A 19,448-nucleotide genomic window follows, 5' to 3' on the forward strand; every position below is an offset into this window, starting at 1 on the left:
GCCTACTTGGCCTCGAAGTTGGGCATCCGCTTCTCGACGTACGCGGCCAGGCCTTCCTTGGCGTCGGCCGACGCGAAGAGCTGCTGCTGCAACTCCCGCTCGAGGGTCAGTGCGCTTTCGAACGGGAGATCCATGCCGGACTGGACGCTCCGCTTGATGGCGCCGACCGCCTTGGCGGCCTTGTTGGGCGGGCAGAACTGCTTGGCGTACATCAGCACCTGGTCCCAGTAGCCGTCCTTCTCGAAGACGTGGTTGACCAGGCCCATTTCCTCCGCCTTCTCGAAGGAGAAGGTTTCGCCGGTCACCATGAACTCAATGGACTTGGACTTGCCGATGAGCCGGCAGAGGCGCTGGGTGCCGCCGGTGCCCGGAAGCACGCCGAGGTTCACCTCGGGAAGTCCGATCTTGCCGGCATTGCGGCAGGCGATCCGGATGTCGCAGGCCATGGCGATTTCGAGCCCGCCGCCGACGGTGTGGCCGTTGAGGGCCGCGATGGTCAGCTTCGGGGTCTGCTCGAGGCGGCTCAGCGTCTCGTTGGCGTGCAGGCAGAAGAAGTACTTGAAGCGGGGGGTCACGTTGTTCAGCATCGAGATGTTGGCGCCCGCCGAGAAGAACTTCTCGCCATGGCCCCGGATGATGATGACGTGCACCTCGTCGGCCATGCGGGCGTCGAGGATGGCGGCGTCCATCTGCCGGAACATCTCGTACGTGTAGGTGTTGGCCGGCGGGTCGTTGAGCGTGATGATCGCGAGGCCGTCGCGGACCTCGTAGTTCACGAGGACCTTGTCGGTAGGCGCCGGGGCGCCGGGACGTGGGGAGGTCAGGGTAGCGGTCAAGGGGTCATCCTCCGTGCGTGGCGACCAGTCGGGCGGTCGCAGGGTGAGCAGCGATGTAGCCGTCCAGGAAGAGCGAGGCCAGCTCCTCGGCCAGCGTGGCTGGCGAGGCGGGACCCGCGGGGTGATACCAGGTGTAGATCCAGTTCATCATGCCGAAGAGTGCGTAGGCCGCAATGTGCGGGTCGGCATGGGTGCCGGGGACATCCCCGAGGAGTTCCTCGAGCAGTCCGACATATTCCTTCTTGCGCCGGCGGAGCTGCGCCCGCATCGTGCCGGTGAGCTCGGCCTCTTCATGGGCGAGGACCTTCATCTCATCCATGTGCGCCGCAAAGAAGATTACATGATGTTGTATGAACGCGCGGAGTCGCGATTCAGGGCCGGTGGCGGCCTCAAGCGCCGCGCGGGCTCCCTCGAGCACCTGTGCAAAGCACCGGTCCTGGATCTCGAAGAGCAGCGCCTCCTTGCTCTCCACATAATGGTACATCCCGGCCAGGCTGAATCCGCTGGCCCGAGCCAGGTCGCGCATGGACGTAGCGTGGTAACCCCGCTCCGCGAAAGTCTTTGCGGCTGCGGCGAGGAGGGCATCCAAACGCTGGTCATAGGGCTGCATGTACCGTCCGAACGATCGTTCGAAGGAAGTTACCCGACTGTTTGTGTCGGGTCAACGCTTAACAACGGCTGGTTTGACTCGTCTATGCCCACTGAATGCCATCCTTGACCGGGCTCGATGGGCCATCGGACGCCGCCCTCGCGGAGGCGTGGCGGGCGGGAAGCGAGCAGGCGGCCACCGACCTGGTCCGGCGGCACGCGTCCGGGCTCGCGCGCTTCCTGAGCGGGGCGGGGGCCGGCCCCAGCGAGGTGGAGGATCTGGTGCAGGAGGCCTTCTTCAAGGCCTTCCGCGGGCTCGACGGGTGGCGGCAGGAGTCGTCCTTTCGAAGCTGGCTGTTCAGCATAGCATCAAACCTCCTCAAGGACTCATACCGTCGAGGGAAGGGGCGGGTGATTCTCTCGATCGAGGACCACGACATGCCGGTGCACCGTGACCCGGGTGACGAGATGGTCGCCGAGGAGACGGCGGAACGGATCAAGGGGGGGCTGACGAACCTGCCCCGGCTCCAACGCGAGGTCTTCCTGCTGCGGGTGCAGCAGGGACTGGACTACGCGGAGATTGCCGAGTCGCTCGGCACGACGGCAGGGGCGGCACGGGTTCACTATCATCATGCGGTCAAGCGGTTGAAGGAGTTGGTGCCATGAGTTGCCAGGAGCTGTCGGACAAGATGCCGAGTGTGGCGAGGGGTGAGGTCGCCTGGACCCAGGAGGAGGCGCGGCACGTGGCCGCCTGCGCAGCCTGTCGCGCGGAATGGGAGGTTGTCTCAACGGGAGCGGCCCTCGCCGACGATGTGACGATCGACGCCGACGCCCTGGCCGAACGCGTCCTCCTGCGGCTGCGGACGGAACCGGTCGTGAAGCGGTTCCCCCGCTCGCGCTGGATTGCGGGAATCGCGGCCGTTGCGGCCGCAGTGCTGCTGGTTTCGAGAGTGGTGACCACCGCCCCGCTGCCCCCCGGCCCCGCCGCCCCGCCGACTGTTCTCGGGGCCGTGGACGTTCCCGGGCTCACCTCGCTCAGCGAAGACGGGCTCGCTGAGGTGCTCGAATCGATGGCCCCGCAGTGGACAGACACACCGACAATCGACACACCGAGTCTCGACGACCTGGATCCCCGGGAACTCGAGCAGGTCCAGCACCTTTGGGAGAGCTGATGCGACGACTTGGATGGGTGCTCACGGCGGTCGTGCTGGTGGCGGCGTCCCCGCTCCGGGCCCAGGACAGTGGCGATGACTCGCCGCAGGCCGCGCGGATTCGCCAGCAGATTGAACAGCGCTTTGCCCAGCAGATCCAGACCAATCTCGGGCTGACCGACGAGCAGGCGGTCAAGCTCCGGGCGACGTTCAATACGTACGCGCCGAAGCGCCGGGCCATGGAGCAGGAGGAACGGGCCATCAAGCGCGGCTTGCAGGGGCAACTCCGGCCGGGCATCGCCGCCAACTCCGACAGCGTCGCGAAGCTCGTGGACCGGTTGCTCGAGATCAAGGTGACGTACGCCCAGAGCTTTGTGGACGAAAACCGGGAGATGTCCAAGTATCTCACCCCGGTGCAGCGGGCCCAGTTCCAGGTCATGCGGGAGCGGCTGATGGCGCGGATCGAGGAGATCCGCCAGCAGCGGCAGCAGCAGTTTCGTCAGCAGGGCGCGGTCGGGGCCCAGCAGCCGTAGTCTGCCGTCGCGGTTCTTGCGCCCCCGGGACAGACTGCCCATCTTCCTGCCGCGGCGCCCGAGTGGCGGAATGGCAGACGCAGCGGACTCAAAATCCGTCGGGGGCAACCCCGTGCGAGTTCGACTCTCGCCTCGGGCACTTTCCTAAGCTGTTGAAATCGAAATCGTTACGTGACGGGGGCCGTTCCGAAGAGGAGCGGCCCTCGGTCGCTTTGGGGGGCGGTGGGTCTGAGTTGGGTCTGAGTTGGGTGGGGGGCGACGCGCGCGGGCCCCAAGGCTTCCCGGATTAGGCTGCTGGGCGCGCAGTCTTTCCGGATTCGGCCACGAGTGCTACTGTGTGATTATGCTGCGGAGTCTCGCAGCCTTAGCATTCTTGGGCGAGCTACCGCTCGCAGTCCAATGGTAGTTAGGCAGCAACCACCACTCTCTGAGCGACTATGCGAGCCTATGCCTTGATCATCGCGCTTCTTGGAGCGACCTCTGCTTCCGCCCAAGAGTCTCATCACGCGGTCATAACTAGCACAGGTACCGGGCAGGCGGCCTTGACCCCGACCGCTGCACAGATTCGGTTCTCGATCGACACCCGTGCACCGTCAGGCTCCGCTGCCGCCGAGGAGAACGGTGCTCGTCAAGCGCGTATGATCGACGTACTGCAGCGAATGGGCCTCCCGGACAATCGGATCCAGTTGACCTCCTACGAGGTCCGAGCGAACATGAACTATCAGTCGGCCAAGATTGTTGATTATGGGGCATCCGCCTCGGTCACCGTTGCGGTCACTTCGCTGAAGGACATTGGGCGCGTGATTGACTCAGCACTCGCCGCTGGAGCGACCGAAGTCGATCGTGTGGACTTCGTCTCGGACAGCGTTCCAATTGTTCGCGAGCACTTGCTTGCAGCCGCGGTTGCGTCTGCCCGTCGCGATGCTGAGGCGCTCGCTGCAGCGGTCGGCGGCAAACTCGGCCCGCTGCTGAATCTGTCGACCGCGCCTTGCGAAGGGTCACCAATTGATCGGGTTACGGAAGCGTTGGCGCTCCAACCCGGTGTGGTTGGAGGCCATACATCGCTCGCCGACATCATGCCTGGGAAGATTTCGACACGAGTATCGGTCTGTGCACGGTGGCAGCTCGCCACCTGAGTGTTGGTTGCTGCCTAACAAGCGCATGCAGCTGCCGAGGGCGCGCTCTATCTGCGGCAGCCGCCGCGCTTTATACTACTGGCGAGGCCGCGCGGCGGCTGCCGCGAGCGCCCTCGCAGCTGATGCGCCAATTCGTTAGGCCGAAACGCGGAGGACACAGCCATCCGACGACCCGCTAGCAAGCATCCCCTCCTATTGGTTCCCTTGCTCCTCGTTGTGTGCTTGGCGGCCGGCTGTCGTTCGTCGACATCGTGGCGCGTTGGTTTCCGGGCGTATGGCCCACTCGAGTTTGGCATGACGCTCGCCGAAGCATCAACGGTCTTGGGTGAGCAACTCACCCCAGGGGAAGAGGAATCTGCGCCGGGGTGCTCATACATTTACCCCAAGACCCTCCCACGCGGTGCGGCCTTGATGGTGATCGACGGCCGCATTGAACGCATTGATGTTGATTCGGCCGGGATTCTTGCCACAACGGGTGCGGGCGTGGGTTCGACAGAAGCTGCGATCGGTGCAATGTTCCCGGGCCGGGTGAGCGTTGAGCCGCATCCCTATGACCCGCCGCCCAACTACCATGACCTGATAGTCGAGTCCGAGCTAGCTTCCGACTCTATGTTTGGCATGGTATTCGAGACTGATGGCAAACTCGTGTATCAGTACCGCGCAGGCCGCAAACCCGCGGTCTTGGCGATGGAAGGCTGCTCCTAACCGCGTTCGGCCTAACCAGCGCATGCAGCTGGCGAGGGCGCGCTCTATCTGCGGCAGCCGCCGCGCTTTATACTACTGGCGAGGTCGCGCGGCGGCTGCCGCGAGCGCCCTCGCAGCTGATGCGCGATTCTCCAGGTGGCACGGGGAGGTTACTTGGCTGACGACGAGTTGACCCCGCAGCAACTCCGCGAGATCTACGGCACCGGCACACTGAAGCAACGCTACCACATTGCGTGCCAGAGGATCGACCTGCCCGATCTTGGACCAAGCGTGCTTGTCAACGCTGTTTCTGCTTTGGAGGGATTTTCACGCGCTGTCGCCGTCCATGCCCTCGTTCAAGCAGGAATGTCGCTGCGTGACGCATACGCATATCATCGCAACACTGGGACGGTCGATCTCATTTCGAAGCACATTTGCCCGTGGCTCCGCACGACGCCCACGAGGGCCTTCGGTGCAAGCGCCTGGAAACAGATTCCGAGCGCAGTTCTCTTTCGTAATCTGCTGATCCACGAGGCGACCTTCCTTAATGGCGGCACCTGCAAGCGGCTGATAGCCGCGTCGCGCCACTGCCTCGACAAGTTAGCAGCCCTGACCAGTGCCGCGTAACCAGGCATGCTGCAGCCGAGCGCCCTTGATTGCGAGCTTGGCGCAGAGGCGCTAGAGCGTATGAGGTGATCGGCGGGGAAGTCATCTGGGTTGGGTTGAGCCTTGTCCCCGGGTCGATGTGAAGCGAACTTGAGGTCATGTTCGAGAGCAACTCCGAAGGGGCGGCGCGGCACGCCGCCCGCGCGACCCTTTTCGTGCTGGAAGCGACGACCGGCCCGATGGGGTTGATACTCGCGCTTGTGCGACTTCTCCTCGATCTAGCAGATGAGCAGGCAGCAGCCGACCCGGCACTCCTAGCCGAGGTGGTGCGACGTCTTGAAGTGCTCGAAGTTCCGAAACTCCCAGGGCGACGCATCCCCGGGCGACAGGCCGAGATATTAGAGTATCTGCTGCGCCGCGATATCGCGGCGCTTTGGACGTACCCTGGCATAGACGAGATGATGGCTGCGCGCGGCCTGACGCCCAAGGAGGCTGCGGAAAACATTGCCGAGTTGGTGGAACTTGAACTCGTGCATGGCGATCCCAACCTGAACCATCCGAGCGGGCTCGCCCGCGCCCGATTGCACGATTCCGCGTACCTTCGCGTCGGCTCGACCCTGCTCCCGGATGTCCCTGTGGTGGCGGACTGTCTCCGGCTGATGCGCCATCTTGGCAACTCAAGCGACTACTACGAATACTCCGAGGGGATCGTTGAAACACTTGCCATTCCTGTGACTCGCTTCGACCTCGCCGCGCGGGGGCTGGTCGCGAGCGAATTGATCGAGGGTGGCGGGTCCGGCGGGGAAGATTGGGGCACCTACCTGCATCTGCGCCTCCTGCCCTTGGGGCGGCGCGTTCTCCGCGGCGATGATCCTTTCATCTCCTAACGGTGAGGCGACATGAAGCTGGACTTGGATCTTGTGCGGTCGATTCTCATGGAGGTGGAGGATACGCCGGCGAATCAGGCGGCCGGGAAGATCACGATCGCAGATGTGGATGAAGCGACTGTCCTTGAACACCTCGAATTACTGAAGGATCGGGGGTTGATCGACGCGCGACTAGTGCGTAGCGGGATGGGTGGGGACCGAATACTGGCTGCAAACGTCGAACGGTTGACTTGGGAGGGGCACGATTGGCTCGCAGCGGCTCGGAATGACACGGTGTGGCGGAAGACAATGAAGTTGATAAAGGAGAAGGGCGGCGGAGTCGCGTTCGAGCTGATCAAGCCCATCTTGGTCCAAGTGGCGATCCAGCACTTCGGTGTTGCTGGTTAGGAGCCGCTGGTCTCGGGGACTCTGGCCGCTGATGGCCCGTCTTGCTGGCGGTGCCAAGGCTGTATGGACCCGTCCACAGCCTGTTAGAACGCCCCGGGAGACGATCCCCGGGGCGTTGTCGCTAGCGCGAGGCGGTGAGAAGGGCGTCGCGCGCCTCGGCGGAGCGGCGCTTGGTGGCGACGGCGACGTGACTGTAGACGTTCGCGGTGAGGGTGATGGTCGAGTGCCCGAGCCGTTCGCTGACGCTCTTGAGGTCCTCTCCGGCGGCGAGGCCGAGGGAGGCGCTCGAATGCCTCAGGTCGTAGAGGCGGAGTCGGTCGAGCCCCGTCGCCGCGAGGGCCTCGCGGAGGGCCTTCGCCCGGGTAGCCTTGGCGGCGCGGTGGGCCGCGAGGGAGTGCCCGGCGAGAGAGAGGGGTGGGGGAGGGACCTGGCCGGTGAGGCGGAGGGCGAGGGCCCCGACGATCTGGCGGAAGCGGTCCCGCACCACGTCCGCGTTACAGGGCCCACCCGTCGCACTCGCAAAGATCAGCTTCCGATCCGTATACGCCGGGCCGAGCGCGAGGCGGAGGCGGCGCTGCCGGGCGCGATGGGTCCGGAGGGCGCGGGCGCTGGCGGCGGTCAGCACGAGCTCGGTGTGCTTCCCGGTCTTGGTCGCCTTGAAGGCCCAACCTTTCCCGTCGCCGACCGAGGCGGCGCGGCCGCTGAAGCGTTCGAGGGCGCGGCGAATCTGGAGCGTGCCGGCAGCCTCGTCCCAATCGTCCCACCGCAGGGCGTAGAGTTCCCCTGGGCGTGGCCCTTCCATCAACAGGAGGGTGAAGAGCGCCGCATCCACATCGTCCACTAGGCCGTCCGCGCTCGCCGCCGCCCGGGCCGCGTCGTTCGCCTCGGCTTCGGCGAGGAAGAGCGCGGCCTCTTCGCCGGTGAGCCAGCGGTAGGTACGCCGGACCTGCTTCGGGGGATCGGTGAGGGTGGCGACGTTGCGGAGAACCTTGCCGAGCTTGAGCGCCCGATTCAGCGCGGCGCGCACGTCCCCCCGGACCATCCGGATCGTCGTCGGACTCAACCCCCGTTCAGCCATCCCGTTCAAGACCGTCTGAACGTCGGTCGGCGACAACTTCGCCAACGGACGCGCCAGCAACCACTTCGGCAAGTAGCGCCGTCCCCGGGCGCGGATGTCGTGTTGGGAGCGGGCGCTCTTCCCGGTCATAAAGGTCGAGAGCCACTCCTCCCACCAATCGCCCAAGCGTTGCGCCGAGGGGACGGTGCGCTGGCCGTCAGCTTTGGCTCCGAGGATCCGAGCTAATCCTGTCTTGGCCTCGCGCTCGCTGGCGAACGTGCCCTTCCAGTACCGGCCATCCGCGAGATAGGCTCGCGCCGACCAGCGACCCGTCGGGTCCGTCGTCTTCACGCGGCGACCGTTCTTCACGACGACGCGCATCTTGGGCCGGACCGAGCCGGTGCCTCGGGGGCGGGGCGTTGTCTTAGACATCATTCCTCCGATCTACGGGTAGGGAATCAACGTCACAGAATGGAACGCTAACTCCCGGAATCTCTTGAGAAGGCCCCCGACTTCGCTAGGCACTCCCGGACCCACCCCGGACCCACCGTTTCGGGGCCGTTGGCGGACAACAACTTAGGAGGCCCCGTCGCCTTCGGAATCCGCCGGGGCCCGGGCCTCCTCGGGGCTGTTCTCCGGTGTGCCGGGCCGAGAGGGGCCCCGGAGGCAGGCCAGGAGGCTTCGAGCGCGCCGGCACAGTGCCCCGCGTGCGTCCCGCAGCCCCCGGACTAGAGGGCCTTCCGGTGAACGACCCATCGGGCCGCGATCCGATCCGAGGCTCCGACGGCGAGGGCGAGGGCGTCGCCCCGGTCCGGGCTCCGACCGAGCCGGGAGCGAACGGCGTCCTTGGACTCCAACTGGATCTGCCCGGCGGCGGTGAACTCGTATCGGAGCGCCGACAAGTCCGCGAGCAGTTCATCGTCGTCCGGGAGCGACACCCGTCCCGCTTCCATCGCCGCCCGCAAGCCCCAGAACAGTTCTGATCTGCGCTGCCGGAAGCGCTTCGGTTCGGCGGCCCCGGCCCCGAAGTTTACGCCTTCCACCGGCACCCCCATCTCGCGCAGTCGATCCACGACTCCCGCGCCGACACCCGCCTCGTCCACCCGCGTCCGGGACGGACCGTATTGGGCGACCAGGTGCGCGACCCGGGCCACCGTTTTCATCGCATCGGGCTCCCGCCAGAGATGGAGGCCGACCAGCTTCCCGCCGCGACACGCGGCCACGCAATTCGCATCGCCGTTCACGCTCCGGGCGACGTCCACCCCGAGCACCACCGACGCCTCCGCCGCGTCCGGGAGCTCACGGCCCACCGCCGCCTCCAACATCGACAACGGGAACAACACCCCATCGCCCGCGTCCGCGAACCGTCCGAGCACTCGGCTTTCGTACAACGGACTCCCGACGCCCCATTCCCGGGCCCGCGCCTCGCACCACGCCTCCGACACCAGCGAGGAGTCAGTCGACGGAATCGCAAACACCGTCCACCCGAGCTCCGGCCCCCGCGTCACCACGCGCCAGAAGGGGCCTTGGACCCCGCCGGGCGTCGAGCACACGAGGAGACGCGTATCCCCGTGACCGGTCAGCGTTCCCTGCAGGGCATCAAACACGTCCTGCGGCACGCCTTTGGTCTCGTCGAGGATGAGCAGCACGTGGTCGCCGTGAACGCCCTCAATTCGTTCCGGCTCGGTGGCCGGGATGCCGCTCGCGCCCCACTCGGGGCCGTGGCCACTCACGACGACGCGCCCGGCCAACACCTCCAGCGGCATCGGCACGACCGACCGCCGGACCCAGCGCCGAATTTCCGCGAACACAACACCGCGAACCTGCCGCTCGAATTGCGGCGCACAAATCACCACGCGACTCATTGGGCGCGTCAGGAGCCACCAGACGGTCGCTTGCGCGATGGTGGCCGTCTTTCCGACGCCATGTCCGGAGATCACGGCCGTCGCGGGGTTCGCAGCGACGGAGCCGAGAATCGCGGTTTGGTAGGCGGTGCCGTCGCTGCGCCGGGTGGCGGAGGGATGGCGCGGCCAACACCGCGCCGCCATCCCCGCCGGATCATCCCGATAGGTCGCAAATGGGGCGAAGTCATCCCCGCCGCGTCCGGCGAGGGCGGCCCGCGCGGAGCGGGTCCGGCGCTCTACGGCGTCGAGGCGCGCATCACGGCGCATCGCCCTAGGCCACCGCCCGCGCCGTGCGGGCCTGCTTGAGTTCCGCTTCGAGCTCCCCGATCCGGCGTTCCGCGACCTTGATGCGTTCCTGATCGAGGCGGAGGTTTTCGATCCTCGCCCACTCCGCGACCGTCTTCGCAATCGCCGAGGCGCGGGACGGGGTCATGTCGCCGCGCATGGTGAGGTCGGTCGCCCGCGCTAGCAGCCGTTGGGCATCCGCGGTGTCGTGCAACCTGAGGTCGCCAAGGTCCGCCGCCCGGAGGCGGGCGAGCTCCTGGGCGGCGACGGTCGTGGCCTTTGCGTGTCCGCCCGCGGAGGCGTGGTCCTTGATGTTGGGATTCATCGCAGCGCCTTGAACGCGGCGAGGCCGTGGGTATCGATGTAGTCGGCCTTCTCGGCATCGCTCATGTCGCGGCGGCGAAGGGTCGTCAAGCCCTTCTCCTTCAACATCCCCTGGTCGGCGGCGTCCTCGATGGCGGCGATGGTGCGCTCGACGGCCAGCGCACTCTCGGCGATCAGTTCGGCCCGGGCGGCGAGGCGCGCTTGGGCCGCGGTGTCGACCTGGACAGCGCGCAGAATCCGTTGAAGCCGGGCGTGCTGCTCGGGAGCGAGGCCGGTGATGGCCGGGTCCTCGTTGGCGAGGGCGGCGAGCTTGACCGGGCTCGTGCCGTTCATCGCCTCGCCGACCCATGCGGTCCGCTCCGCCGGACTGAGGGTGGCGAAGCGCTGAGCGACGGCGAGTTGGCGGGCGAGTTCGGGGTCGCTGAGCTTCGGGGCGCTGACGGTTGCTTCGAGGGCAGCCGCGTCGCGCTGGACGACGGTGGCGGCGGCGTCGAGGGCCGCCCGGTGCCGATGAAGAACGGCGAGGTCCGGGAGACTGAGACGCGTGAACTCGGCGGCCTTGCCGGCTTCGGAAAGATGCTCGTTGGCGGCGACTTGTTCCGCGCTGATGGCGGCGCGCGTGGCGATCTCGCGTGCTTCAAAGCCCGGGAGGGCGGCGTCGTTGTTGGTCTGGCGAATGTCGGCCGCGACGCGGGCGGGCGGGGGCTCGGCGGGGGTGAACGCCCACGCAGCATCCTTCATCGTCGGCGCGCTCACCGGATGGCTCCCGTCGGATGCAGCGACGTGATGGGGGTCTCGGCGCGGGCCGTGCCGGTGCGGTCGAGCGGATTGTCGGTGGTGATCCGGTCGTTGGCCGCGCGGAGGGCGGCGGCCTGTTCGTCGTAGGACGCCGTGCCGGGCGTCATGGTCTTTGAGCCGTTCTTCACTGGGTACGCTCCTGGTGGTCGGTGGGATGGTGCGCGAGAAACCGGGCAAGCCACGGGCTCACCACGACACCGTCCCCCGCCACAGGCAGGGTCCGGTAATTGTGCGGAATGAGGTAGAGCACCTTGCCCCGGGCCCCGAGCGCCCGAGCCATCCGGCGAAACTCGCTCGGACGCCGCCGCTCTAGGGCCGGGTCGAAGATGTAGACAATCGCGTTGTTGTTCACTCGTTCTTCCTCCTCGTCGAATATCTTGAGCCCACTGAGGCGATGGCTCTAGGCAAAGTCGCGCGCGGCGTGCGTCGCGCAGGAGAGATCGAGAGAGCAGGGCTACGCATCGAAGGGGCTACTTCCATCACCCAACGGGCTACCGCTTTTCATACAGTAGCCCCTGCCGATCCGAGGCCGCCGCACCACCTTACCACCCCAAGGGGCTACTGGGGCTACCGTTCTTGACTGAAGACTCGCGCGTAAGGCCGCTGTCATGTTTGCACCTCGAAGTACTGTGCACACTGCATCCGTATAGGTCTCTCTCCAGGTCGGGAGAAGTAGCCCCAGTCGCCCGTTGGGGGCCTAACCCTCGCCCGCTCCTGAGGATTGCTTGGGGCTACGCCGTCGAATCGGTAGCCCCTTCGCCCTCGGAAGTAGCCCCTTCACCCGCGAAGACGTCCGCCCGCATCACCAGCACGGCCACCCGAGCGCCCGCGATCCCCCGTCGGACTTCGAGGTAGGTCTTCCCACCCCGGGTCTCGGTGGCTTCGAGATACCCGGCCTCGTGGAGCCGTTTCTTGAGCGCCGTCAGCCCCACCGTCAATCCTTCTGGTCCCTCGCGCGCGAGACGCTGGGCGGCGGCATAACACGCCTCCGCGACCAGGAGCAGGTGCCCGCGGGCGGGATCGAGCCAGCCGAGGCGCGGGCCTTGCGGCACATAGACCGGAGCGACCGGGCTACCGAGCGCGTCGAGATACTGCCCATCCTCCCATCGCGTCCCGGCCTCGGTCGTCCGCAGACGCCATCCCCACCGCTCCGGATCGTCCGCCGGGGCCTCGCCGGTGAAGGTGGCGAAGTGTCCGGCACCGCTGGCCACTACCACGCCCACAAGCTCCACGAAGCGCCGGGCCGGATCAGCGCCCGATTGGTAGATGACTTGCCGCTCCCCGACGTCCTGAAGGACGGTCCACCACGCCTCCCAACTCGCATCAGCTTCCGCCGCGGTCCAGAGGCCCGCGCTCACCGCGTAGTCCGCGAAGGAGCGCAGGCCCATGGCAAGCTGGGCGACGAGGTCTGGCGTCCGGCGGTGTTGCCCGGCCGCCCGGGCCCGCAGAGCCGCCACTTGGGCGGGGAGGGCAGCCCGCATCGCGTCATAGCGCCCGGCGAGCCAACAGATGTAGCCAGCCATCGCCTCGGCATATCGACCGGCGGCGGCATCGGCTTGGGCGCTGGAGAGCACCCTCCAGTCCATCGCCTCGGGCCCGAGTTCAACAATCGCGATTCGCGCCCGCACACTCTGGCCGGCCGGGAGGTCCTCGCCGGTCATGAGGAACATGCCGCGGGGTGCCTTCTCCGGGCGCAGCGTCCCATCCGCCCGCATGCGGCCTCGTCCGGCCCGGTTGCCTTGATTGCGGAACAGCCGATCCGCAGCGGCCTCCAGCTTGTCGCGATTCTGGCGACCCGCGCCGGGGGCCCAATCGTCCACCACACACAGCGCATCCTTCGCGGCAAAGCCGAGCCCTTCGGTGAAGTTGGCCGTACCGGACCAGTTGCCCGGGAGGTGACGCGCGGCGAATCCGGGGCCGAAGTGTTGCTGCGCGAGGGCCGCCAATTCGGACTTCCCCGCGCCCGTCGGTCCGACGATGGCCGCCGAGGCATCCATCCCGCCGAGCACAACCCGGTAGATCGTGGCGAAGACCGGCAGCGTAACCCCCAGCGGCGCAACCCCGAGCATCCCGAGGCTGGCGCGGAGCGCGGGGCGCGGATCGGCGGGCGGCTCGGGCAACTCCAGCGGAGCGAGGGGCGCCGGGAGCCGTACCTCCACCCCCGGCACCGAGCCCTTCGCGCCAAGCGCACCCGCGGCGTGGAGATAGACAGGGCCGATGTCGGCGCCAAGGTCGTCCCGCCAGCCCGTGTGCGTGTAGCGGCGTTCTTCCGGCACCGGGAGGGAGACGGTCTGGATCGCGGCGCGAAGGTGGTCCCGGGCATAGGGGGCCGGATGTTGGATGCACTCAGCCCCACCGATCCGCGCCACCCATGCCATGCTCGCGAAGTCTCCGGCCGCCACTTCCCCCGTCCGGACCCGCCCACGCCGCTGGACTTCGAGGGCGAAGAGGACTTGGGCTTCGGTGCCGTCGTCGTCGATGCGCTCGGCCGTGATGCGAGCGGCAAAGTTGCTGAGCGGAATCTCTTGGACCGCGCCATGCTCCGTCGTCCGGCGCAGGACCATCCCGCCGTCGGTGGCGGCGTAGGTGCCCTGGGCGGCGGGCGCGGCCCGATTCCGCATGCTGCCGCCGAGCCACTGCACTATTCGGCGCACGACACGTTTGTCGAGCAACTCGCCAAGGTGCGCGAGGCCGGTGTATGCCTTGCCCTCCGCGAGACACGCGCGGGTCGTGGCCACTGCCGCCACCCGATCTTCCACCTCCTCATCCCCCGCAACCTCGGCCACCGCGCGGATGAACTCCGATGCTGGCTCATCATCCCAGTCGAGCCACCCGAGCAGCACGCCCGCGAGCGCGAGCGCGAGGTCGTGGCGCGCGCCGGATTGCGGCCATGCCTGCGCCACAAGGGCGGCGGCGGCCAGCTGGCCCACATCACGGAGGAGCTCCGAGGCCTCCACCGCGGCGGGCTCGCCGCTTTCATCCCACCGGACTACTTCCCCAGACGGATGGACGCTTGGGGGCACCATCGTTTGGCCACCGGTGCTGCGAAGTTCGAGCAACGTCACGCGCTTGCCGTCCGCCGTGCGTGCGGTGGGGTGCTGGTAACGGATGGTCTTCGGAATGGAGGCCAGATAGAAGCAGTGAGAGCGCGGCTTGCCGTCGCGCCCGAACACCGCCGCGGTGTCTGGAAGAAAGGTGGGGGCGAGCGCCGCGGCTTCCGGCGTGTCGAGGTCGACGTCCACCAGTCCGCCGCTCGGCGCACCGGTCAGCACCCCGATGTTGGCGCCATTCGAAAACTGTTTCGGCAGTTCCTCGACGGTATGACGGGCGTTCTGCCACGCCCGGGCGCGTGGCTTCTTGCCTCCTAGCTCCAACGGAATCGGCGCCCAGCCTCGTGATGCGTAGTCGAGTGCGGCATCGAGGCTAGTCATCGCGCCGCCCTTTGCCTAGCGCAAGCACTGAGGTCAAACGTATTTTCCGGACGCCTGCCGATTGCCGCTTCTTGAGTCGCCCGCCGTTCGCACCGGCGGGCGATTCCTTTGGTTGCCTGTCGCATTGCCGTCCGCTCCGTGAGAGCCTTCTCGATCAGTTCAGGCGGGGACACCCCGGCCACGATGGTCACCGGGGTGCGCTACGAGGAGCGTCGGGGGCTCCTCCGGGGGCCCTTCCGTCCCGGTGTGGGGCCAGGTTTTCGGCGCCAACCACCACCTGGGTAGCGAGAGCCACCGGCGGCGACCCAGGCGCTAAGTTGTTCGCGGGTGAGAAAGAAGGATTGGCCCACCCGGACATGGGGGAGGACGTTTGCGCGGCAGTATTTCCAGATTTTCGCGGCTGACCACGGCGGACTGGTCGGGAAGATGTCTTGCAGGTAGGCGGCGGCCTCGGCTCCGCGCATTGCGGGGCTCCGGCCATCGGGCGGTGTCGGCATTACGCCATCCTCCGGAAAAAAGCGCGGGCCCCGGAGCCATGAGTCGCTGCAGCCTCTCACTGAGGCGGCGGGATTCATTAGCGCCGGGGCCACGGGCACCGACTGGAGGATCGTCCCGGACTCGGGGGCTGCGCGGGCAGCGAGTCAGGGGGACCTCCGCGCCTTCGCTCTTCACTAGCGGAGAAAAGGCGGGCCGCTTCAGCTAATCGCCGAGCGACATCTCGATAGTAATGAAGACTTCGAAAAAGAAAAGGCCGGAGTTTCTTCGGACGTTACTTTGGTACACCTACGCAGTCAGTTGATCCCATGCGCCCTCACAATCGCTCAACTCCGACAGCACTCGGCGACGGCGCACGTAGTGCATCCGGCTCGTGCCCGCCCGCTCGACCAGCGGTTCGAGGCGCTCCGACGGCACGATCCACGCCCGCGGCATCGTGGTGACCTCCTCAAAGCGACCCTCGTAGCCGAGGAACACGAAGAAGTGGGTCGGCGCGACGAGCGGGCGGCTGCCCAGGATCCAGTCCAGCTTCTTGGCGTTGGCCTTCACCTCCACCGTGAGCCCCGGAGCGCCGTGGCGGTGGAGGACGATGTCGACCGACTTCTTGTTGCCCAACGTCAGGAGCGGATCGAGCCCGAGCCGGGCCAGCGTGGCCATGACGTGGAATTCGCTCGCGAGGTTCGTGTTGTAGCCGCGTTGCTCAGCCATCGAGGAGGCCCCGGTCGGTGGAGATCGGTAGTGTCGCCCGGCGAAGGAGCGGCGGCAAGGGTCGGTGGGCCCGGCGGTGGGCCCGGGATTCGGAAAACGGGTGGCGAGAACACTTGCGAACGGCCGTAAACCGAGATCAATTGGGAGAGCCGTAAGCTCGTGCCGGGGCACCGAGTTACGCGAACGGTCGCAAACTCAAGCGAACAAATCACTTCGCTCTCAAAATCCGCCGGGGGCGACCCCGTGCGAGTTCGACTCTCGCCTCGGGCATGACAGGACGACGATGGACAGAAACGACGAAGGGCCGCCCAGGAGGGCGGCCCTTCGTCATGCCGTCGCCTCAGGTCATGGCGACTCGAAGGCGAAAATCCGCTTCCAGTCGTTCTTCATGCTGATGACGGTCCAGCCCTTGGCCCTCGCCTCCGCCATGAGTGAGTCGCTGAAGGTCCCGATGTGCGACTGTGCGCCGTAGGCGTATTCCCGGGTCGCATCATCGTGGTGCACCAGCATCCGGAGCCGCTCACCGCCCTCCGGCACCCATTCCAGCATCTGCCGGTCACCGTCGGAGTTGCCGAAGGCCGCTGCCGGCCGCCGGCCGATCATCGCGTTGATGCCTACCGGCTTGCCACCCTTGTCGTCAATGAACTCCAGTTTGGCTTCCCGCATCAGCACCGGACCGTCCTTCGTCATCTGATAGGTGGTCTTGATCCGGCTGCCGACGACCTGCTCAGGGGGAATCCCGTACACCTGCTCGGTCCAGGGGCGCATGAACTCCACGCCGCCCCCCGAGACGATATAGGTCTTGAACCCGTTGGCGCGGAGGTAGGCCAAGAGTTCCACCATCGGCTGGTAAACCAACTCGGTGTAGGGACGATTGAACCTGGGGTGGCGCGCGGTCGCCATCCACTGGCGGACGATCTGCTCGAACTCAGTGGTGGTGATCCCGGCGTGGGTGGCCATGACGATCTCGAGGATGGCGTGGTCCCCCCCCGCCAGCGCGGCCGAGAGGTCGCCCTTGAGGAGCGACGCGAAGGGCTCCTGCGTCTTCCACTCCGGGTGCTGCGGCGCCAGCACCTTGACCCGGTCGAGCGCGAAGGCGAGCTGGGTGTATATCGGCTGCTCCACCCAGAGCGTGCCGTCGTTGTCGAAGGTGGCGATCCGCTCGGAGGCCGGAATGAAGCCCGGCCGCCCGGCGGTGGTGGCCTCCGTGACGGACGCGACGATGGCTCGCTTGGTGGCGCCGTCGTTCCAGGAGGGGAGCGGGTCCTGGGCGGTGGCTGTGGTAGCGTTGGCCAATGCTGCGGCGAGGAAACCGAAGGCCACAATCCCGCGGCGAAGGCGTAGCATCACGATCTCCAAAGAGGCGCTGGGGGAGGTGTATGAAGGTCTGGCAGCCGGATTCTAGGCCGCTGCTGACGACGAGGCAAGCCGCGTGGGACCGGTTTCCTCTTCTCGGAAGGGAGGGTGTTCGTGCACCGAAGATGGCGCCGAGTCAGCCCCGGCGCGTCGAGGCGCCATCGGCGTTGCCGAAGTGGAGGCGGGCCGTCCCGCGTTCACCCCAGCGCTTCGACCTGCTCCCGCAGGACCGTGAGCGCCAGGTCGATCGTCCTCCGATGAGTCCGGTGGGTGACAGCCGCCATCCTGAGGGTGTACCGGCCGTCGAGCATCGTCGATGACAAGAAGATCCGCCCGTCGCGCTGCGCGCCTTCGATGATGGCCTTGTTCAGGGCGTTCGTTGCTTCAAGCTCCAGGCCGGGCGGTGCCCAGCGGTAGGTCACGACCGAGAGGTCTGGCTCGGGGCCGACTTCAAAACCCAGCCGTGCCACTTCCATCCTGAAATAGCGTGCGAGGAGCAGCTTCTCGTCGAGCGCGGCCCGGAATGGCTTCGTCCCGAGCAGCACCAGCGGCAGCCACATGCGGAGCGCCCGGAAGTGCCTGGAAAGTTCGGGTGAGAGGTCGGCGGATGACACCTCACCGGTGTCGCGCAGGGCGTCCTGCATGTAGTGGCCGGTATAGGTGTTGGTGGCGGCGAGCGTCGCGGCGTCCCGCGCGATCACCATCCCGCATCCATAAGGCAGGAAGAGAGTCTTGTGCGGGTCGAGGACGACCGAATCGGCCCGCTCGATGCCGCGCATCGCTGCCTTCCCGTGGTCGGTCAACAGGAAGTATCCGCCATAGGCCGCGTCCACGTGGTACCAGCAGCGTTCCCGCTTCGCGACATCGGCCAGCGCGTCGAGCGGGTCGATGGCTCCCGTGTCGGTGGTGCCTGCGGCTGCCACGACGAGCCACGGATTCAACCCCGCCGCGCGGTCGGCGGCGATGGCCTCGGCGAGCGCGTCGGGCCGCATGCGCCACCGGTCGTCCATCGGCACACGGCGGAGGGGTGCCTCCGCCATGCCGGCAATACGGAGCGCCTTCGCGATGCAGTGATGCGCCTGGTCCGTGAGGTAGACCACCGCCGTCGCGTAGTCGGCGCCTCGCAGGCCGTGGGCATCCCGCGCGGCCGTGATGGCGCTCAAGTTGGCGATGCTGCCGCCGGAGACAATCGCACCGCCGGCGGTGGTCGGGAACCCGACCAGATCGGCGGTCCACCGCACGAGCATGTTTTCCATTCGCGCGGGGCCGGGCCCGGTAAAGAAGAAGCCGGCGTACTTGTTGGTGACCGCGGCGTAGAGGTCGCCCAGGGCGGCGTGATAGAGTCCGCCCCCCGGGATGTAGGCGAGGTGGCCGCCGGAGGCGGTGGCGGCGCCGGGGCGGACCACGTCGTGCTCCAGGTGCCCGATGACATCAGCGAGCCGAAGGCCCCGTTCACGGATCGGCGCGTCGAGCAGGCCGATGGCCTTGTCGTCGGTTTCCTGGAACGCGTTGCTACTGGGGAGTGCGCGGAGGAATCGTTCGGCCGAGGCGTTGACGGCGCGGAGCAGGTCCCGTCGACGGCTGGTGCCCGGCTCGAGCGGGCGAGCCTGTCGCTCGAGAAGGCGGAGCGCAGCGAGAAGCGCGTCTCGGTCCATCAGAGGGGCCGGTTCATGGTGATGCTGCCCGGAATCAGGATGAGTCCACCGTTGCCGGAACGCGCCAAGAAAGGGCTTGCCGAGGCAGACCAGATAAGGGAGTGCTGGCGGAGTATGCTGAGGGACGTGTCGAACGACAAGGAGGTCCCAGTGCGCTACATGCGTCGGCTGCCCGCAACCAACCCCGTCACGAAGGGAATCAGCCAGATCACCCAGACGACCACGCTCGTCCGGTGGAAGGTCCGGAGGCGTGCCTCGTTCCCCCGCACCAGGACCGTCGTGGCCCACACCGCGTGCAGCAGCATGAGGAGCAGCGCGAGCCCGCCGGTCGCCGTGTGAAATCCCCAGCGAAATCCCCCCGCCATCTGTCGCATCAGTTCGGTGCCGGCGGTGTCGGAGGAGAAGCCGAGCCAGAAGAGCAGGGCATGCCACGGCTTCAGCCGATGGGAGAGCACAGCCGACCAGACGCCAACGGTGTAGAAGGCGAAAGCGGCGAACATGAGAGAGACGGCGGCCCTGATGATGGGAGGCATCGCACGCCTAAGGTACGGAATTCGGAGGATCGTTGCCTGAAGACTCCCTCAGAATCACTTGCAACTCCCTTGTGAACAATGGTGCAATCTTCGA

21 protein-coding genes and 1 tRNA gene are annotated in these 19,448 nt (G+C 66.9%); 9 read left to right on the forward strand and 13 right to left on the reverse strand.

Annotation, left to right across the window (positions count from 1 at the left end; all coding sequences use genetic code 11):
• Window positions 1-2 precede the first annotated feature (2 nt).
• Entirely contained in the window at window positions 3-836 is an 834-nt protein-coding gene (locus tag R2910_02425) for an enoyl-CoA hydratase/isomerase family protein (GenBank protein MEZ4411830.1), read from the reverse strand.
• Window positions 837-840: 4 nt separating this feature from the next.
• Complete coding sequence (locus tag R2910_02430; protein MEZ4411831.1) at window positions 841-1,446, reverse strand: TetR/AcrR family transcriptional regulator; 606 nt, start codon at window positions 1,444-1,446, stop codon at window positions 841-843.
• A 95-nt stretch (window positions 1,447-1,541) separates the two neighbouring features.
• Between R2910_02430 and R2910_02435 the strand changes: the two genes are divergently transcribed.
• The 9 genes from R2910_02435 (at window position 1,542) to R2910_02475 (ending at window position 6,808) form a co-directional block, all read left to right on the forward strand.
• Complete coding sequence (locus R2910_02435; GenBank protein ID MEZ4411832.1) at window positions 1,542-2,090, forward strand: RNA polymerase sigma factor; 549 nt, start codon at window positions 1,542-1,544, stop codon at window positions 2,088-2,090.
• Entirely contained in the window at window positions 2,087-2,596 is a 510-nt protein-coding gene (locus R2910_02440; GenBank protein MEZ4411833.1) for a hypothetical protein, read from the forward strand. Before R2910_02435 ends, R2910_02440 begins: the two co-directional genes overlap by 4 nt.
• Window positions 2,596-3,108, forward strand: coding sequence for a Spy/CpxP family protein refolding chaperone (locus R2910_02445; protein ID MEZ4411834.1), 513 nt, complete (start codon window positions 2,596-2,598; stop codon window positions 3,106-3,108). Before R2910_02440 ends, R2910_02445 begins: the two co-directional genes overlap by 1 nt.
• Window positions 3,109-3,164: 56 nt before the next feature.
• Window positions 3,165-3,247 (forward strand) — tRNA-Leu (locus R2910_02450).
• 313 nt (window positions 3,248-3,560) lie between these two features.
• Window positions 3,561-4,244, forward strand: coding sequence for an SIMPL domain-containing protein (locus R2910_02455; GenBank protein ID MEZ4411835.1), 684 nt, complete (start codon window positions 3,561-3,563; stop codon window positions 4,242-4,244).
• Window positions 4,245-4,538: 294 nt separating this feature from the next.
• Window positions 4,539-4,949: a hypothetical protein gene (locus R2910_02460; protein ID MEZ4411836.1), complete on the forward strand. Its 411-nt coding sequence runs from the start codon at window positions 4,539-4,541 to the stop codon at window positions 4,947-4,949.
• 153 nt (window positions 4,950-5,102) lie between these two features.
• Entirely contained in the window at window positions 5,103-5,555 is a 453-nt protein-coding gene (locus R2910_02465; GenBank protein MEZ4411837.1) for a hypothetical protein, read from the forward strand.
• 137 nt (window positions 5,556-5,692) lie between these two features.
• Window positions 5,693-6,421, forward strand: a complete 729-nt coding sequence (locus R2910_02470) for a hypothetical protein (GenBank protein MEZ4411838.1) — start codon at window positions 5,693-5,695, stop codon at window positions 6,419-6,421.
• A 12-nt stretch (window positions 6,422-6,433) separates the two neighbouring features.
• Window positions 6,434-6,808 carry a DUF2513 domain-containing protein gene (locus R2910_02475; protein MEZ4411839.1) on the forward strand — a complete coding sequence of 125 codons (375 nt, stop codon included), beginning with the start codon at window positions 6,434-6,436 and terminating at the stop codon, window positions 6,806-6,808.
• A gap of 121 nt (window positions 6,809-6,929) precedes the next feature.
• Here the strand turns inward: R2910_02475 and R2910_02480 are convergent, their stop codons facing one another.
• From R2910_02480 to R2910_02530, 11 genes are all read right to left on the reverse strand, one after another.
• Entirely contained in the window at window positions 6,930-8,297 is a 1,368-nt protein-coding gene (locus R2910_02480; GenBank protein MEZ4411840.1) for a tyrosine-type recombinase/integrase, read from the reverse strand.
• A 296-nt stretch (window positions 8,298-8,593) separates the two neighbouring features.
• Complete coding sequence (locus R2910_02485) at window positions 8,594-10,036, reverse strand: hypothetical protein (protein ID MEZ4411841.1); 1,443 nt, start codon at window positions 10,034-10,036, stop codon at window positions 8,594-8,596.
• A gap of 4 nt (window positions 10,037-10,040) precedes the next feature.
• The gene (locus R2910_02490; protein ID MEZ4411842.1) at window positions 10,041-10,379 is read right to left on the reverse strand and encodes a hypothetical protein; all 339 of its coding nucleotides are present in this window, start codon (window positions 10,377-10,379) and stop codon (window positions 10,041-10,043) included.
• Window positions 10,376-11,134, reverse strand: a complete 759-nt coding sequence (locus R2910_02495) for a hypothetical protein (protein ID MEZ4411843.1) — start codon at window positions 11,132-11,134, stop codon at window positions 10,376-10,378. Before R2910_02495 ends, R2910_02490 begins: the two co-directional genes overlap by 4 nt.
• Window positions 11,131-11,304 carry a hypothetical protein gene (locus R2910_02500; protein MEZ4411844.1) on the reverse strand — a complete coding sequence of 58 codons (174 nt, stop codon included), beginning with the start codon at window positions 11,302-11,304 and terminating at the stop codon, window positions 11,131-11,133. The genes R2910_02495 and R2910_02500 overlap by 4 nt, the downstream gene beginning before the upstream one ends.
• Window positions 11,301-11,528, reverse strand: coding sequence for a hypothetical protein (locus R2910_02505; GenBank protein ID MEZ4411845.1), 228 nt, complete (start codon window positions 11,526-11,528; stop codon window positions 11,301-11,303). The genes R2910_02500 and R2910_02505 overlap by 4 nt, the downstream gene beginning before the upstream one ends.
• Window positions 11,529-11,907: 379 nt before the next feature.
• On the reverse strand, window positions 11,908-14,607 hold the full coding sequence (locus R2910_02510; protein MEZ4411846.1) for a bifunctional DNA primase/polymerase: 2,700 nt from the start codon (window positions 14,605-14,607) through the stop codon (window positions 11,908-11,910).
• A gap of 783 nt (window positions 14,608-15,390) precedes the next feature.
• On the reverse strand, window positions 15,391-15,810 hold the full coding sequence (locus tag R2910_02515) for a hypothetical protein (protein MEZ4411847.1): 420 nt from the start codon (window positions 15,808-15,810) through the stop codon (window positions 15,391-15,393).
• Between the two features lie 345 nt (window positions 15,811-16,155).
• Window positions 16,156-17,157 (reverse strand): HAD family hydrolase, encoded by a 1,002-nt coding sequence (locus R2910_02520; protein MEZ4411848.1) that lies wholly within the window; start codon window positions 17,155-17,157, stop codon window positions 16,156-16,158.
• Between the two features lie 206 nt (window positions 17,158-17,363).
• On the reverse strand, window positions 17,364-18,821 hold the full coding sequence (locus R2910_02525; protein MEZ4411849.1) for an aminotransferase class V-fold PLP-dependent enzyme: 1,458 nt from the start codon (window positions 18,819-18,821) through the stop codon (window positions 17,364-17,366).
• A 155-nt stretch (window positions 18,822-18,976) separates the two neighbouring features.
• Window positions 18,977-19,354: an HsmA family protein gene (locus tag R2910_02530; GenBank protein MEZ4411850.1), complete on the reverse strand. Its 378-nt coding sequence runs from the start codon at window positions 19,352-19,354 to the stop codon at window positions 18,977-18,979.
• Window positions 19,355-19,448: the final 94 nt, after the last annotated feature.

This window comes from Gemmatimonadales bacterium, from assembly GCA_041390145.1.
Lineage (GTDB): Bacteria > Gemmatimonadota > Gemmatimonadetes > Gemmatimonadales > GWC2-71-9 > SPDF01.